Here is a 14,405-nt window from a genome sequence, read left to right as displayed (position 1 = left end):
ACGTGGCCTCAGGCGCGACGCAGTTGCGTCGCGGCCCGAAGACCTAGCCAGCCAGCGCTGTAGCCGATGACGAGACTGGCAAGGATGTAGACAAGCGAAAGGCCCAGCTGGCCGGTCGTCATCTCCGAATAGGCTCCGAAGATGAAGGTCGAGAAGGTGGACATGCCGCCGCAAAAGCCGGTCGAAACCAGCAGGGTCACATGGTCCGAGGCGCGGCGTGCCCGATGAAGACCGAAGACGAGCCCCAGCAGGAATGAGGCGAGGATGTTTGCCGCAAAGATGTCGACCGGAAAGGCCGCGCTGTAGCGGCCGAGCGTCAGCATGGACAGTTCGCGGGTGATCGCCCCGAGGCCTCCGCCCACGAAGACGATGATCGGTGGCAGCCACATCTTCCGTCTCCTATGCCCGTGCCAGCATCACGCCGGCTCCCGCGGCGAGAAGGCCCAGCCCGACCGACGTGACGAGATACAGCATCGCCCGCACATGGTGCCGGGCCTCGGCCATCTCGACGGCGTCGAGCTGCATGGTGCTGAAGGTCGTGTAACCGCCCAGCACGCCCGTCAGCACCAACGACGCGATGACGCTGCCGAAGCGATCCTCCCAACCCATGGACAGCAATGCGGAGATATAGGCGATGACGAAGGCGCCGGAGACATTGATGAACAAGGTGCTGACCTTGAACGCCGCACCGACCCACTGCTCGATGAGACGTCCCACCTGCCAGCGCAGCAGGGAGCCGACACCCCCTCCCAGACCGACCCACAGAATATCGATTGCATGCATCGGCTTCGTGCCATCGAGTTTATGTGGAGGGGCACGCCCCTCCACAGGACGATGCGAGGCTCAGCTGAAGAAGTGGAGCTGGGTGAGCGGGAGACGGGTCGCCGGCTCGATCGTGGCATGGGTGCCATCGACCGTAACGGCAAAGGTCTCCGGATTGACCTCGATCACCGGCAGCGTGTTGTTCCGCACCATCGAGCCCTTGGTGATGGTCCGCGTCCCATAAACCGGCACGACCTGGGACTTCAGCTCGTAGCGGTCCACGATCCCGTCCTCGATGGCGACATGCGACGTGAACGTGATGCGGGTCCGGGGCAGCGCCGACCCCATTGCGCCGAACATGGGCCGGTAGATCACCGGCTGGGGTGTCGGCAGCGAAGCATTGGGATCGCCCATCAGCGCCCAGGAGATCATGCCGCCCTTGATGACCATCTTCGGCTTGGCGCCGAAGAAGGCGGGCTCCCAGAGCACCAGATCGGCCATCTTGCCGACCTCGACCGACCCGATCACATGGGCCACGCCCTGCGCGATGGCGGGGTTGATCGTCACCTTGGCGACGAAGCGCAGGACGCGCTCATTGTCGTTGCCCGAGGTGTCGCCCTTGTAGGCGCCCAGACGCAGCTTCATCAGATCGGCGGTCTGGATGGTGCGCGTCCAGTTCTCGCCGATGCGCCCCATGGCCTGGCTGTCGCTGGAGAGGATCGAGATCGCCCCCAGATCGTGCAGCACGTTTTCGGCCGCGATGGTTTCGGCGCGCACCCGGCTCTCGGCGAACGCGACGTCGGTGGGGATCTTCGGGCTGAGATTGTGACAGATCATCGTCATGTCGAACAATTCGGCCTGGGAATTGATCCCGTAGGGCAGCGTCGGGTTGGTGGAGCTGGGGATCACGTTCGAGAGCCCCGCCACCCGGATGATGTCCGGCGCGTGACCGCCGCCGGCGCCTTCCGTGTGGTAGGTGTGGATCGTGCGTCCCTCGAAGGCGGCGATCGTGTTTTCCACGAAGCCGGCTTCGTTGAGCGTGTCGGTGTGAATGCAGACCTGAACGTCGTAATTATCGGCGACTGTCAGCGCGTTACGGATCGCGGCAGGGGTCGAGCCCCAGTCCTCATGGATCTTGAGGCCCGCCGCGCCGGCGCGAAGCTGCTCTTCCAGCGGAACCGGCGCCGAGCCATTGCCCTTGCCGAGCACGCCGGCATTCACCGGCCAGCTGTCGAACGAGCGGAGCATCATTTCGATGTTCCAGGTACCGGGCGTGATCGTGGTGCCGTTGGTGCCGTCGGTAGGCCCGACCCCGCCGCCGAACACGGTGGTGACGCCGTTGGAGAGCGCGGCGAGGGCCTGCTGGGGCGAGATGTAGTGGACGTGCGCGTCGATGCCGCCGGCCGTCAGAATGAGATGCTCGCCGGAGATCGCGTCCGTGCCCGGCCCAAGCGCCAGACCCGGCGTGACGCCGGACATGGTGGACGGGTTGCCGGCTTTACCAATGGCGCAGACCAGCCCGTTCTTGATGCCCACATCCGCCTTGATGACACCCTGCACGGCGTCGACGATGGTGACGTTGGTGATGACGAGATCGGGGGCGCCGGCCGCGCTGGTCAGTTCATTGTCATAGCCCATGCCGTCGCGCAGCGTCTTGCCGCCGCCATAGACGGCTTCCTCGCCATAGACGCGCAGGTCCTTCTCGATCTCGATATAGAGATCGGTGTCAGCGAGCCGAATCTTGTCGCCGGTCGTGGGGCCGTAAAGGTCTGAATATTGCTGCCTCGAGATCTTTGCCATCTCAGAGCTCCATTACCTGAATGTTGCGGCTCATTACGACTTGCTCTTGAAACCGTAGCGCTTCGCACGCTCCAGAGCGTCCGTAAGGCGCGGACGGTAATCGTCGTAGTTCTCGTCGCCCACCCAGCCATTGACGAGACCATTGAAGCCCAGCACGCGCTGCTTGCCCTGATAGGGAACCAGCACAACCTCCTTCTCGTCACCCGGCTCGAAACGCAGCGCCGTGGTGGCGGGAATGTTCAGCCGCTTACCGAAGGCCTGTTCACGGTCGAATTCCAGCGAGGCGTTCACCTCGAAGAAATGGAAATGCGACCCGACCTGAATGGGACGATCGCCAGTGTTGCGCACCTTCAGCGTCGTGGTCGGATAGCCGGCATTGATCTCGATGTCGCCCTCCGCGAGGACGAGCCCGCCGACAGGAGCCTTCTTCTGGTCTTTGCTCATGATGACATCCCTCGCGCGGCTACTTGATGGGATTGTGCACGGTGACGAGGCGGCTGCCGTCGGTGAACACGGCCTCGACCTGCACATAAGGGATCATCTCCACGACGCCTTCCATGACGTCATCGCGGGTGATCGCCTTGCCGGCGAGTTCCATGACCTCTTCGACGGTCTTGCCGGCGCGCGCGCCATCCAGCGCGGCGACGGAGATCAGCGACACGGTCTCCGGGTGATTGAGCTTCAGTCCCTGATCCTTCCGCTTCTGCGCCACCTGCGCGAGCGTGTAGATCATGAGCTTGTCGATTTCCCTTGGCGTAAAGTGCATCGGCGTATCCCTCGACAAACACGGTCCTCCGGCCGTGCCGCAAGGGCAAGCCGGGTCGATCTGCGTGATCGCGCCCCTTAGATAACAGAGAGCCTTACGCCGGCACCAGTGTCAAACAGTTGTGCCGTCTAATTATCGCGAACTGAAATAAGTGGCCGTTCGACGGGAAAATATCACGCTGCAGATAGCAAAAATTCCCGGCTAAATTCATTATACCCGCTCTAGTCGTGCTCCAGATGTATGTGGCGGTGCTGGTGCATATGAGCGTGGTCATGGATTTCTGCCGGTATCAGACGGCCGTGTTGAACGACCATCGCGCCCGTCGCCAGTTCCGCCACGAAATGAGAATCGTGCGAGACGAGCAGCAGGGCCCCGGCATAGTCGAGAAGCGCCTGCCGCAACCGGCGGCCATTCTCCGCGTCCACCCCATTGGTGGGCTCATCGAGCATCAGCACGTCGGGTTTCATGGCGAGCAGACCCGCGAGACATACGAGCCGCTTTTCTCCGCCGGAGAGCCGGTGATTGATGCGCTGAGCGAGATGGCCGATCCCGAGACCTTCGAGCGCCGCCATCGCCTGTCGGTGCGCTTCCGCCTCGCCAAGGCCGAGATTGAGCGGCCCGAAGGCGACATCCTCGATGACTGTCGGACAAAACAACTGGTCGTCGCTGTCCTGGAACAGGAAGCCGATGCGCGGGCGGAACTTCCGGAATGCGCGCTCCGTCGTGCAGTCCTCGCCGAAAAGCCGGATACGGCCGCCTCCGATCGGTTCGAGCCCGATGATGCTGCGCAGCAGCGTCGTCTTGCCGGCGCCGTTCGGGCCGATCAAGGCGAGGCGTTCGCCGCGCGACAGCGTGAGATCCACGCCGGTCAGCACGGTCGTGCCGCCGCGCATGACGGTGAGGTCGGCGAGTTCGAGAAGCGGGCTCATAGGCGATCGACCATCAGTGCGAGAATGGCGGCGCCGGAAACCAGCGCGAAGGCGGCCCAGTCGCGATGGCGGGGCGCGGGCAGCGGCGAATGGGGATAGTGGCCGGCATAGCCCCGGCACAGCATGGCTTCTTCCACGCGCTCGGCGCGTTCGAGCGCGCGCACCAGTATCATGCCGAGCAGATGACCGTAGCTGCGCCAGGTATGGCGGTTCGAGCGCGGGCGGAAACCGCGCGCGCGCATGGTCTCGGTCAGCCGGCGCGCCTCGTCGCGGATGAGGCCGACATAGCGCGCCGTCATGACGAACAGCCGGCTAAGCCGCTCCGGCACGTGCAGCGCCCGAAGGGTCGAGCCCAGCCGCTCCGGCTCCATCCCGCCGAGAAAGACCAGCAGAATCAACACGGAGGTCGACACCTTCAGCGCGATGAGCGTGGCGCGCCACAGCCCGGTGCTGCTGACATGGAGCGGCCCGAAGGTGGCGACGGTGGGACCGGCCATGGTGAAGGGAAGCGTCACGAACAGCAGCAGAATGAACGCTTCGACATGCAGAAGCCGGCGCCAGAGCCGGCGTTCGGGCCGGTGCAACGCCGCGACGACGGCGGTAAGCGAGAACACGGCGATGGCGACCGGCAGCGTGTGCAGCAGTGAGATTGCCGCAACGGCAATGAGCGCCGCGACCAGGCGCAACCGCGGATCGCCGGGCGTGATCAGCGCCGCCTCCCCCGCATCCAGAGGCCGATGCCGGCGAGGCCGATGATCAGGAATACCCCGGACAGTATGTCGGTGTAACGCAGCCGAGCGTCCATCGCCTCCAACTGCTCCATCATCGGCTCGATCTCTTTCTGCACCGCGCCGGCGATCAGGGCGGCAAGTCGTGCGTCATCCACTGCCACATCGGCCGCGCCGGCGGCGGGTGCGGCGGCGGGTGGAACGAGCGAGGGAGCGCCGGCCAGCCGGGTCGCCGCCAGCGTCGCGGAGGCGACATGGGCCTCCTGCGTGTCGACCGTCACGGTCAGATCGGTCGCGATGGCGGCAGGCAGCGCGAAGGCGAAGCGTCCCTCGGCGTCCGTGGTGCCGGAGGCGATGACGGTGCCGGCGGCTTCCTTCGCCACCCAGGGGCTGCCTTCCGGGCGACCGCCGCCGATGAAGAAGGCGTAGCCCCGGACCGTCTGCCCCTCGACCGTGGCGAACACCTTCAGCTTGTGGGCGCTCGCCGGCGAGACGGTGGCGAGCGCGAGCAGCAGCGCGAGGACGGCGCGCTTCATGAAGTTGCCGGCCGCAGCGCGTCCGGCTGCACGCGCGCGAGAAAGGTCACGATCGTCGCCGTGACGAACGCCTCGCCGATCATCAGCGGCACATAGGTGGCCATGAGCACCTTCGCGACCGGCGTGTAGTCCGAGGATGAGACAGCGAGCGACAGCGCCACGAGACCGCCGGTGCCCGCCACCGACAGCGCGCCCACGAGGCCGGCGAGCGCGGCCCGCGTCGCGGCATGGCCGGTGCGCCGTATCGCCGGGCCGAGCAGCAGGGCGAACAGGACACCCGGCAGCGCGATATTGACCGTGTTGACGCCCAGCGTCGTCAGCCCCCCGAAGCCGAACAGCAGCGTCTGCAGCAGCAGGATGACCAGCACCGCCGGGAAGGTGGCGGTGCCGAGCATGAGGCCCATCAGCCCGCTCAGCAGCACGTGGACGCTGGACGGGCCGACGGGAATGGAGACCAGCGAGCCGACGAACACCGCCGCAGCGAGGATGCCCGCTCGCGGAATCAGACGGTCGTCGAGCCGCCTCAGCCCGAGCCCCACGCCCGCAGCCGCCACGCCGGCACCGCAGAGCAGCACCGGCACGGAGAGCAGTCCGTCAGGGATGTGGGCCATGGGCCATCCTCACTTCGTGCCGGGCATATCGGTGGTCTTGACCCAGATCAGGCCGCCCTCCTCGATCGCGACATCCTTGCCATCCGGCGACTCGCCCGGCTTGTCGGCCTCGACCAGCGCCGCAAAGCCCCACCAGCCGCCGCGCGGCATGGTATAGGAGAAGGTGCCGTTGGCATCGGCCTTGATCACCTGGGTGATGAAGGCATCGTTCGGCGCCTTCACCGTGCCGTCATTGATGAACTCGACCTCGATCTCGGCGAAGGGCACCGGCTCGCCGTTCTTCAGAACGACGCCGGAGAACTGGTTTCCCGTCCACAGCCCGGTTGGCCGGGTCAGCGGACGGATCTCGACCGGCAGGCCCACGAGGTCGTCCCACCCCTCGCCGGACGCGAAGCCGTCCACGATCACCTTGGCATAGTGGATGATCTGCTTGTTCTCGGCCGGCTCGAAATAGGGCTGGGGCTCGACATAGAAGATCGCGGCGCCGGGCTCGCTTACGTCATGGCTCAGCGTCCACCCTGTCGTTCCCCCGACGGGCTTCTCCGTGAGCGCGCCCGAAAGATCGGTCTTCTTGCCGTCCCTGAGCACGCCCACCTGCACCGGGCGCTTCATCTCCATCACCGGGCCGCCATCGAAGGGGTGGGTGAAGACCATGTCGACCGTCACGCTGCCGCCCTCCGGCACGACATCGGCGGACGGAATGATCTCCTGGAAATGGGCGAGTGCCGGCGTCGAACCGAGCATCAGACAGGCGGCGTAACGCCCGAGAGTGGCGGGAAGACCGGTCACGGCAAACTCCATGTATGAAATTCCTACATATATATCATACTAGCCGTTTCGCGTGATCGGGCAAGGGTTTCCCGGATGGATTCATTGTGCGGCCTTCTTCATCGGCCTATCCTTCGGAGGAGATGGGAGAGCTATTCGCCATGCAACGGACCACCATTGCGATCGACGACGATCTCGCTGCCGCGCTCGACGCCTATATGGAGAGCGTCGGCGCCGCCAATCGGTCGGAGGCGATACGCGATCTGGTACGCCGCGGGCTGTCCGCGCGCCGCGAGGCGCCGGCCGAGGCCCACTGCTTCGGCGTCGTCAGCTGCACCATCGACCAGTCCGTCCGCAACCTCGCGACCCGTGTGCCTCAGGGCCGGCTCGACCGGCATGACGAGACGATCGCGGTGCTGTCGACCCCGCTCGACCACACCACCTCGATCGATGTGATGCTGATGCGGGGGCGGGTTGGCGAAGTATCGGCCTATGCCGAGGCGCTGTTCACCGAGCGGGGCGTGCTCCATGGCGCGCTCAGCCTGATCCCGATCGCCGAGGAACGGCATTCGCATGCCCACCCGACCGGCCACAGCCATGAGCACCGCCATTTGCGGGTCCTGAGCGGTTTCTGAGGCGATCGGGCCAAAGGACGAAGCAATCGCCGGGTATTTATCCATCCTCGCGATAAGTGCCGGGGTGCCGCCGGTAACGCTGGTCACCTGCATGATCCGTCATGCATAAGGATCGGCAACACGCGAAACGCACAGGCTGGCATCCCATGCAGGAACACGGCAGTCTCATCGATACAGATGAGTTGCGCGCATTTGACGTCGTCGCGACCAGGCGCAGCTTCAGTCTCGCCGCCAAAGACATCGGGACGTCGCAATCCACCATCAGCCAGCGGATCGCCCGCCTTGAGAAGCGCCTCAATCGCAAGCTGATTCACCGCACCACCCGGCAGGTGAATCTCACCACCGACGGCGAGGCGATGCTGATCTACGCCCGCTCGATGCTGGCCATATCCGAGGAGGCGCGCCTGCGCCTCGCGCAGCCCGGACTGAAGGGTGTTCTCAAGGTCGGAATCGAAGACGAATTTGCACGAACCCGACTGCCGGAAGTGCTCGGCATCTTCCGCGCGCAGTTCCCGGATTTCGGCCTGAAGTTCATCACCGGCCGCAATGAGCATCTACAGGACGTGCTGCGCTCGCATGAGGTCGACGTCATTCTGGGCAAGAGCCACGGCGCTTCGAGCGGAGGCGCGCTCTGGCAGGAGCAATTGGTGTGGATCGGGCACCGATCCCTGGATTTGAAACCTTCCGATCCGGTGCCGCTCATAACCTACCTGAAGCCGAGCCTGACGCGATCGCTCGCCGAGAGCGCGCTGCTCGCCCGAGGCCGCGCCTGGATCGACGTTGCGGAATGCAGCAACCTGCTCGGAGTCATCGCCGCCGCACGCTCCGGCCTTGGCGTCATGGCGATCGGACAGAGCTTTAAGAAGACGGTCCTGGAAGAAGTTCCCGAAGCGGCGGATTTGCCGCCCCTTGGTAAGCTCACCTATGTCATCGAAGGCAATCTCGGTGCGATCGATCCCGCCGTCGACGCGTTCCGAGCCGTTCTGAGCGAAGTGGCCAAGCGGTCGACGGGCGTGGAAAGTGAAGGAATACGGGGCGTTGGGTAGGAAGCGACCAGGTTGACGGCCCTCGCATGGCCCGCCTTCACGATAAATCCGGACTAGCGAAATCTGGCCGTCTCGGCGCGCCTCGCCATCGCAGCGATCGCCGCGCTCGCCATTGCGTACTGGCTGGAACCCCCGGAACCGCAATGGGCGATCCTGACGGTCTATCTGCTTCCCCAGACGTCCGCCGGAGCGGCGCTGGCCAAAGGCGCGCCTCGCCTGCGGGAACGATCCGCGCCGCTGGATCGACGTTGGGGGCAACGTCAGTGTTACCCGCCGCCAAATCACATCACAGGGCCGGCTATAATCCAAAACGGCACCGCGTTACCAACGGCCGCTTTGCGCCGCCATTTCGGTCGTTCGCCTAGCCATTGGTCAAGCCGGAAAGCCGCCATTCGATAAATTGTCATCGGCGGGAGCGGTTGGGAGATACCAGCCTCGGCTCAAGGCGCACACAGCGCCTTGGCCAACGCCGCAATCCGCCGCGCCTGTTTGACCCCCGGCAGATGGAGGACGCCGCCTTGGTGGCCGCGGCGTCGTCGTCCCTGGGTAGGTAAGCCGACGTTCGGAAGGGCTAGCCCAGAATATCCCTGCTGCATCCGTCGGGATAGACGTTTGCCGTGTCGAAAAGATTGATGCCGCTTCCCGTGCGGCCCGCACACCAGCACATCGGCCTCGTCTTGGCCAAGCGTGCCGACCTTCCCCCCTCCCCGCCGGAGCCCCGGAAGGTCATTGCCCCGAAGGCCACTCCGAGACGAACAGGCCGCTTTTTCCCGGCTTGCGAATATCGCGTAGTCGATCTCTTGCCAATTGTTCAGGATCCTACGGCGAATTGGCGTTCGCCCGTCCGTGCCGCCCGCTCAACCATGGCGACGAGGCGGCTGTTGTGGAGCGCGTGAGAAAAGCCCGGCGTGTCGTAAGTGCCGGTCGCCAGATCACGGACGAGACAGGCATAGACCTCTCCCACATTGATCGCGGCACCGGCCCAGAAATCGGCGGCTGTTGGACCCACACCGGAGGCTATGGGGGCATCGGGCTTGGCGAACTCGAGGCTGGAAGACAGGGTAAGGTCGCCGACCTGAACACCCGCGAGGTGGTTGCCGGTAAGTTTGAGCCATCCGTTCGAGCCGCGGATCTCGAAAACGAAGTTGGCTTCATCCGCCGGTACGCCGGCCAGGATCTGGACGGAAACCGGCGCGCCGCTCGAGGTCTTGGCGATGAGATCCAGATGATCGGGGATTTCGCGAACGGATGTCTCGCCAGTATCGACGATCCTGATCTCCGGCCAGGGCAGCTCGGTGCGCGCGTCGACCTCGGTGATCTCGCCGAGCAGGGCCTCGACGACATCCAGCACGTGCCCCACCGTGATGGTCATGAAGCTCGCGCCCGAGGCGGCCTTGTTGAAGTAGTCATAAGCCTTCGGCGACTCCGGGCCGTAACCGAACGTCGTGGCGCCGACCCGGGCCGACATCAGCCGGCCGAGATTTCCGGCTGCGATCATCTCCGCTGCCCGGCGGACGGCGGGGTTCTGGCGCCCCTGCAGCCCGATCGCGGTGTGCAACGAACCGACGGCAGCCGCCATCTCCTCGGTCTCGGCCAAAGTCGAGCCGAGAGGGCTTTCGCAGTAGACCGCCTTCCCGGCCGCGAGTGCCGCGAGCACCAGGTCCTTGTGAGCAGGAACGTTCACGGCGACCGTGACGAGGTCGACAGCGTCGTCGTAGATCATCGCGTAAGGATCGGCAAACCAGCGCTCTGCCCCGAAAGCTTCGGCGGCAGCCCTTGCACTCTCTTCCCTTCGTGTCGCCACTGCCGCCAGAACAAGTCGCGGTTGCGACTGCAACGCCGGTATATGTGAGGCGGCCGCCCAACTGGCCTTCGTGTCCGCACCGATGATGCCGACGCCGAATTTCCTGTTTGTCATGTTCCATGCTCCGGGAGTTCCGCAGCCGGGCTCTCGGCCCGCGCGGTTTCCTGGAACATAGGGATCTGCGTGTGGCGTGGTCTAAGCGGATCCTATCATCGACTAGCTCGCCACTCTCATTCAGCGATGCCGGCGCTAGCGGCATCCAGGTCGCTGTGCCGTATGAGAGAATCCAGCGTGTTGTTGATGGGATTTGCGTAGTGCGCGGCATGCATGGCTGATGATCTGGCGAGGAGAGTGGGTTGGGCCATCGATCCACCGCTGGCGGCCACCACAGACGGTCATCCCGGTCGCCGATGCAGGACGGGTGGCTTCAATGATGAAACCGACATTCGCAGATCTGCTCAACATTATCGAACGTCACGCCCGTTATGACTATGTGACGCGGATTGACGGGCTGAAAGCAGGCCGAGCCGATCTGCCGTCCGAGGTCGGGCATTCCCTCTATCACCCCTCCTTCGGGCTGGTCGCGCCGCGAGGACGAGTGATCGCTTTCTGGGGTGCACGCAGCCCGCCCATCAGTTCTGCCGCCAGTTCACCGATCAGCGTTCGCAGCCATCGATGTGCGGGATCGTGCCGATAGCGGACATGCCATCCCATCTGGACCGGGAACGTACCAAGATCGACCGGCGCCGGAAGCACCTTCAAGCGGGCATCCCGCTCCAACGCCCGGCAGATCAGCATGGGCAGCGTCGCGCAGTAATCCGTTACGGCGATCATTTCCGGCACGGCCATGAAGTGGGTGACCGAGACCACCACGTTCCTCTTCAGGTTCTGCTGACCAAGCGCCTGGTGGAGGCCAGCACGAATGCGACCCGGCGGAAGGACGTTCACATGCTTCAGGCTTTCATAAATCTTCCGGGTGATCACGTTTCGCACAATTGGATGATCCGCCCGCACGACGCAGGCAAGACCATCATCCATGAGATGCTGGAGAACCAGATTGTCGGGCGGGTCGACGATCCGGCCGAGCACCATGGCCGTGGTGCCCGAGATGACGCCAGTGTCGGCCAGATCATTGCCGAAAGGTGTCAGCTGTATCCTGATCCCGGGCGCCAGATCGCGGAGCTTCATCACAAGCGCCGGCATCAGCACCAGTTCCGCGTAGCTGTTGGGCGCCAGGGCGAACAGATGCTCTGCCGTACCGGGGTCGAACTCCTGCTGGTCCACGATGATGGCGTCGAGTTGCGCCAGAGCGGCCTCGATGGTCGACGCGATCTCTTCGGCGAGAGGGGTCGGCCGGATGCCATACCGTTCCCGAACAAAAAGCGGATCGCGAAGCGTGTCCCGCAGCCGGTTCAGTGCGTTGGAAAGGGCGGGCTGGGTGATGCCGAGGCGCAGCGCAGCGCGCGTGACGCTGCGCTCTTCCATCAGAGCGACAAACACCGGGAGCAGGTTCAGGTCGTACTTCATCCAGTTATATAGAAATACCAATAACTGAAATCAAAGAAGTAAATTTCTTGAATAATTCACTTGGGGCCATATTCGCTCCAACGAATAGCCCGCACGGCAGGCCCGACAGACGAGCCCCGGCGATGGCATCAGACAAGGGATACGGTGCAATGAAAGTCCTCATGGTACTCACGTCGCACGACACGCTCGGCGATACGGGAAAGAAGACCGGCTTCTGGCTGGAGGAACTGGCGGCTCCCTATTACGCGTTCAAGGACGCCGGGGCCGAGATCACGCTGGCCTCTCCCAAAGGCGGGCAGCCGCCGCTGGATCCCAAGAGCGACGAGCCGATGTTCCAGACCGACCTCACGCGTCGCTTCACCGCCGACGAGGCCGCCAATGCGCAACTCGCCCGGACGGTGCGCCTCGACAGCGTCGACCAGAACGACTTCGACACGGTGTTCTACCCCGGCGGACACGGCCCGATGTGGGATCTGGCGGAAGACGAGACCTCCATCGGCCTGATCGAATCCTTCATCGCCGCCGGCAAGACCATCGCTCTGGTCTGCCATGCCCCGGGCGTTCTGCATCGGGTCAAGAAGGCTGATGGCAGCCCGTTCGTGAGCGGCCGCCACTTGACCGGTTTCACCAACAGCGAGGAAGCGGCGGTGGGGCTCGACAAGGTGGTGCCGTTCCTGGTCGAGGACGAGCTTCTGAGCCTTGGGGCCGTATTCTCGAAGGTCAAGGACTGGGGCGTCCACACGGTCGTGGATGGCCAGCTCATCACCGGGCAGAACCCCGCCTCCTCGGAGGAAGCGGCGCGCGTGCTGATCGCCGCACTAAGCGAGGGCACGTTCAGGACCGTCTGAACGGACACCGCGCTCCGCCATGACAGCGTGGCGGAGTTCGCCTTCGGCCAAGGAGACAGAAGATGATTGTCTATATCATCGGGATCACCGGTGGCGTCGGCGGCCGGGTTGCGGATCGCCTGGTCGCGCAGGGCCACACGGTCACCGGAATGGTCCGAAGCGACAAGCAGGCGGCCGCCCTGGCCCGCCGGGGTATCGGCGCCGTCCTCGGGGACGTCGCCAAGGACACGCCGGAACGCTTGGCCCAATCGATCAAAGGCCATGACATCGTGCTGTTTACCGCCGGCGCCGGGGGCCGGGATGGCCCCGAGGCCACAGCCGCCGTCGATGGCGACGGTCCCGGCAAGGTCGCGCGCGCGATGGAGATCGCTGCCGTCCGCCGGTTCTATCTCGTTTCCGTCTTCCCCGAAGCGTGGCGCGAGCGGCGGATGGACGACGATTTCGAGCATTACATGGTCGAGAAGAAGAAGGCGGAAACTCAGATCGTGCTCACGGCTCTCGACTGGGTAATACTGAGGCCCTCGGCGCTCACGAATGAGCCGGGCGTCGGAACCGTCGATCTGGGGCTGGCGAAGGTCCACCAGAAGATCCGACGCGACGATGTGGCCGATACGCTCATCGCTCTGATGGCTCGCCCCGATGTCAGCCGATCAATCCTGGAAGTAACCGGCGGATCGACACCGATTGCGGAAGCCGTCAACTCCCTCGCAGGCGGCGACGGACAATGAGCGCGTCTGTGGGCACCCTCGCGCAGGCTAGCGGCGATATAGAAGCGACTGGTCCCAATGGGCCGCTGCGGGGGACGATGATCATGCCGGCAAGCGATGCGCCGGTAATCCTGATGATCCCTGGCTCTGGCCCCACGGACCAAGACGGTAACAGCCCATTGGGTATACGCGCCGCGCCGTATCGCCTGCTCGCGGAAGGTCTGGCCGAACAGGGCATTGGCAGCGTGCGCATCGACAAGCGCGGCATGTTCCGCAGCCAGGGCGCCGTCCCCGACGCAAATGCAGTGACGATCGCCGATTATGTCCACGACACCGATGCCTGGATCCGTTCGATCAGGGCGCGGACGGGCGCGCAATGCGTCTGGCTGCTCGGTCATAGCGAAGGAGGCCTTGTCGCGCTCGCGGCTGCCGGGAAGGTGGACCATCTTTGCGGCCTGATTCTCATCGCCACGGCGGGGCGACCGCTCGGCAACGTGCTCAAGGAGCAGTTGCGCGCCAATCCCGCCAATGCGCCGTTCCTGAACGCGGCCGATCAGGCAATCGACGAACTTTCGGCCGGGCGGTACGTCAACACAGCCGAGTTACAGCCAGCGCTCACACCCTTGTTCAATCCTGCCGTGCAGGGGTTCCTCATCAGCATCTTCGCACTGGATCCCGCCGTACTGGCAGCCAATACGATACTGCCGATACTGATCCTTCAAGGGCAGCGCGACCTTCAGGTATCAGTCGCTGATGCCGAGCGACTGCAGGCGGCGGCGCACGCGACGCTCGTCACCCTGCCGGATACAAACCATGTCTTGAAACAAGTCACCTCCGACGAACCCGGTGCCAACCTCGCGACCTATGCCGCTGCCGATCTAGCACTCGCGCCCGGCGTGGTGGATGCTATCAGCCGCTTCGTGAAAACTCCTTAAGTT

General features: G+C 64.4%; 18 protein-coding genes. 6 read left to right on the top strand and 12 right to left on the bottom strand.

Annotation, left to right across the window (positions count from 1 at the left end; genetic code table 11):
• Positions 1-8 precede the first annotated feature (8 nt).
• From MKI84_RS02365 to MKI84_RS02320, 10 genes are all read right to left on the bottom strand, one after another.
• Entirely contained in the window at positions 9-389 is a 381-nt protein-coding gene (locus MKI84_RS02365; protein WP_241616340.1) for a CrcB family protein, read from the bottom strand.
• Positions 390-399: 10 nt separating this feature from the next.
• Positions 400-783, bottom strand: a complete 384-nt coding sequence (locus tag MKI84_RS02360; protein WP_241616339.1) for a fluoride efflux transporter FluC — start codon at positions 781-783, stop codon at positions 400-402.
• A gap of 60 nt (positions 784-843) precedes the next feature.
• Positions 844-2,562 (bottom strand): urease subunit alpha, encoded by a 1,719-nt coding sequence (locus tag MKI84_RS02355; RefSeq protein ID WP_241616338.1) that lies wholly within the window; start codon positions 2,560-2,562, stop codon positions 844-846.
• A 33-nt stretch (positions 2,563-2,595) separates the two neighbouring features.
• Positions 2,596-3,006: an urease subunit beta gene (locus tag MKI84_RS02350; RefSeq protein WP_241616337.1), complete on the bottom strand. Its 411-nt coding sequence runs from the start codon at positions 3,004-3,006 to the stop codon at positions 2,596-2,598.
• Positions 3,007-3,025: 19 nt separating this feature from the next.
• The gene (locus MKI84_RS02345) at positions 3,026-3,328 is read right to left on the bottom strand and encodes an urease subunit gamma (RefSeq protein ID WP_241616336.1); all 303 of its coding nucleotides are present in this window, start codon (positions 3,326-3,328) and stop codon (positions 3,026-3,028) included.
• A 221-nt stretch (positions 3,329-3,549) separates the two neighbouring features.
• On the bottom strand, positions 3,550-4,257 hold the full coding sequence (locus MKI84_RS02340; RefSeq protein ID WP_241616335.1) for an energy-coupling factor ABC transporter ATP-binding protein: 708 nt from the start codon (positions 4,255-4,257) through the stop codon (positions 3,550-3,552).
• Positions 4,254-4,943, bottom strand: a complete 690-nt coding sequence (cbiQ, locus tag MKI84_RS02335) for a cobalt ECF transporter T component CbiQ (protein WP_241616334.1) — start codon at positions 4,941-4,943, stop codon at positions 4,254-4,256. Before cbiQ ends, MKI84_RS02340 begins: the two co-directional genes overlap by 4 nt.
• Before the next feature lie 20 nt (positions 4,944-4,963).
• Positions 4,964-5,521, bottom strand: a complete 558-nt coding sequence (locus MKI84_RS02330) for a cobalamin biosynthesis protein CbiL (protein ID WP_241616333.1) — start codon at positions 5,519-5,521, stop codon at positions 4,964-4,966.
• Positions 5,518-6,132: a cobalt transporter CbiM gene (gene cbiM / locus MKI84_RS02325; RefSeq protein WP_241616332.1), complete on the bottom strand. Its 615-nt coding sequence runs from the start codon at positions 6,130-6,132 to the stop codon at positions 5,518-5,520. Before cbiM ends, MKI84_RS02330 begins: the two co-directional genes overlap by 4 nt.
• Positions 6,133-6,141: 9 nt before the next feature.
• Positions 6,142-6,876, bottom strand: coding sequence for a DUF4198 domain-containing protein (locus MKI84_RS02320; RefSeq protein WP_241616523.1), 735 nt, complete (start codon positions 6,874-6,876; stop codon positions 6,142-6,144).
• 185 nt (positions 6,877-7,061) lie between these two features.
• Between MKI84_RS02320 and nikR the strand changes: the two genes are divergently transcribed.
• From nikR to MKI84_RS02305, 3 genes are all read left to right on the top strand, one after another.
• The gene (gene nikR / locus MKI84_RS02315; protein ID WP_241616331.1) at positions 7,062-7,535 is read left to right on the top strand and encodes a nickel-responsive transcriptional regulator NikR; all 474 of its coding nucleotides are present in this window, start codon (positions 7,062-7,064) and stop codon (positions 7,533-7,535) included.
• 146 nt (positions 7,536-7,681) lie between these two features.
• The gene (locus tag MKI84_RS02310; protein ID WP_241616330.1) at positions 7,682-8,581 is read left to right on the top strand and encodes a LysR family transcriptional regulator; all 900 of its coding nucleotides are present in this window, start codon (positions 7,682-7,684) and stop codon (positions 8,579-8,581) included.
• 63 nt (positions 8,582-8,644) lie between these two features.
• Positions 8,645-8,980, top strand: coding sequence for an FUSC family protein (locus tag MKI84_RS02305; protein ID WP_281063187.1), 336 nt, complete (start codon positions 8,645-8,647; stop codon positions 8,978-8,980).
• 412 nt (positions 8,981-9,392) lie between these two features.
• Here the strand turns inward: MKI84_RS02305 and MKI84_RS02300 are convergent, their stop codons facing one another.
• Positions 9,393-10,499: a Gfo/Idh/MocA family protein gene (locus MKI84_RS02300; protein ID WP_241616329.1), complete on the bottom strand. Its 1,107-nt coding sequence runs from the start codon at positions 10,497-10,499 to the stop codon at positions 9,393-9,395.
• A gap of 447 nt (positions 10,500-10,946) precedes the next feature.
• On the bottom strand, positions 10,947-11,912 hold the full coding sequence (locus MKI84_RS02295) for a LysR family transcriptional regulator (protein WP_241616328.1): 966 nt from the start codon (positions 11,910-11,912) through the stop codon (positions 10,947-10,949).
• A 149-nt stretch (positions 11,913-12,061) separates the two neighbouring features.
• Here MKI84_RS02295 and MKI84_RS02290 point away from each other — a divergent pair, with 149 nt between their 5' ends.
• The 3 genes from MKI84_RS02290 (at position 12,062) to MKI84_RS02280 (ending at position 14,402) form a co-directional block, all read left to right on the top strand.
• Entirely contained in the window at positions 12,062-12,760 is a 699-nt protein-coding gene (locus tag MKI84_RS02290) for a type 1 glutamine amidotransferase domain-containing protein (protein WP_241616327.1), read from the top strand.
• Between the two features lie 62 nt (positions 12,761-12,822).
• Complete coding sequence (locus MKI84_RS02285) at positions 12,823-13,488, top strand: SDR family oxidoreductase (protein ID WP_241616326.1); 666 nt, start codon at positions 12,823-12,825, stop codon at positions 13,486-13,488.
• The gene (locus MKI84_RS02280) at positions 13,485-14,402 is read left to right on the top strand and encodes an alpha/beta hydrolase (RefSeq protein WP_241616325.1); all 918 of its coding nucleotides are present in this window, start codon (positions 13,485-13,487) and stop codon (positions 14,400-14,402) included. Before MKI84_RS02285 ends, MKI84_RS02280 begins: the two co-directional genes overlap by 4 nt.
• Positions 14,403-14,405 lie beyond the last annotated feature (3 nt).

Source organism: Ancylobacter gelatini (assembly GCF_022601675.1).
Taxonomy (GTDB): Bacteria; Pseudomonadota; Alphaproteobacteria; order Rhizobiales; family Xanthobacteraceae; genus Ancylobacter; species Ancylobacter gelatini.
This window is presented reverse-complemented; position numbering and strand designations above follow the sequence as displayed.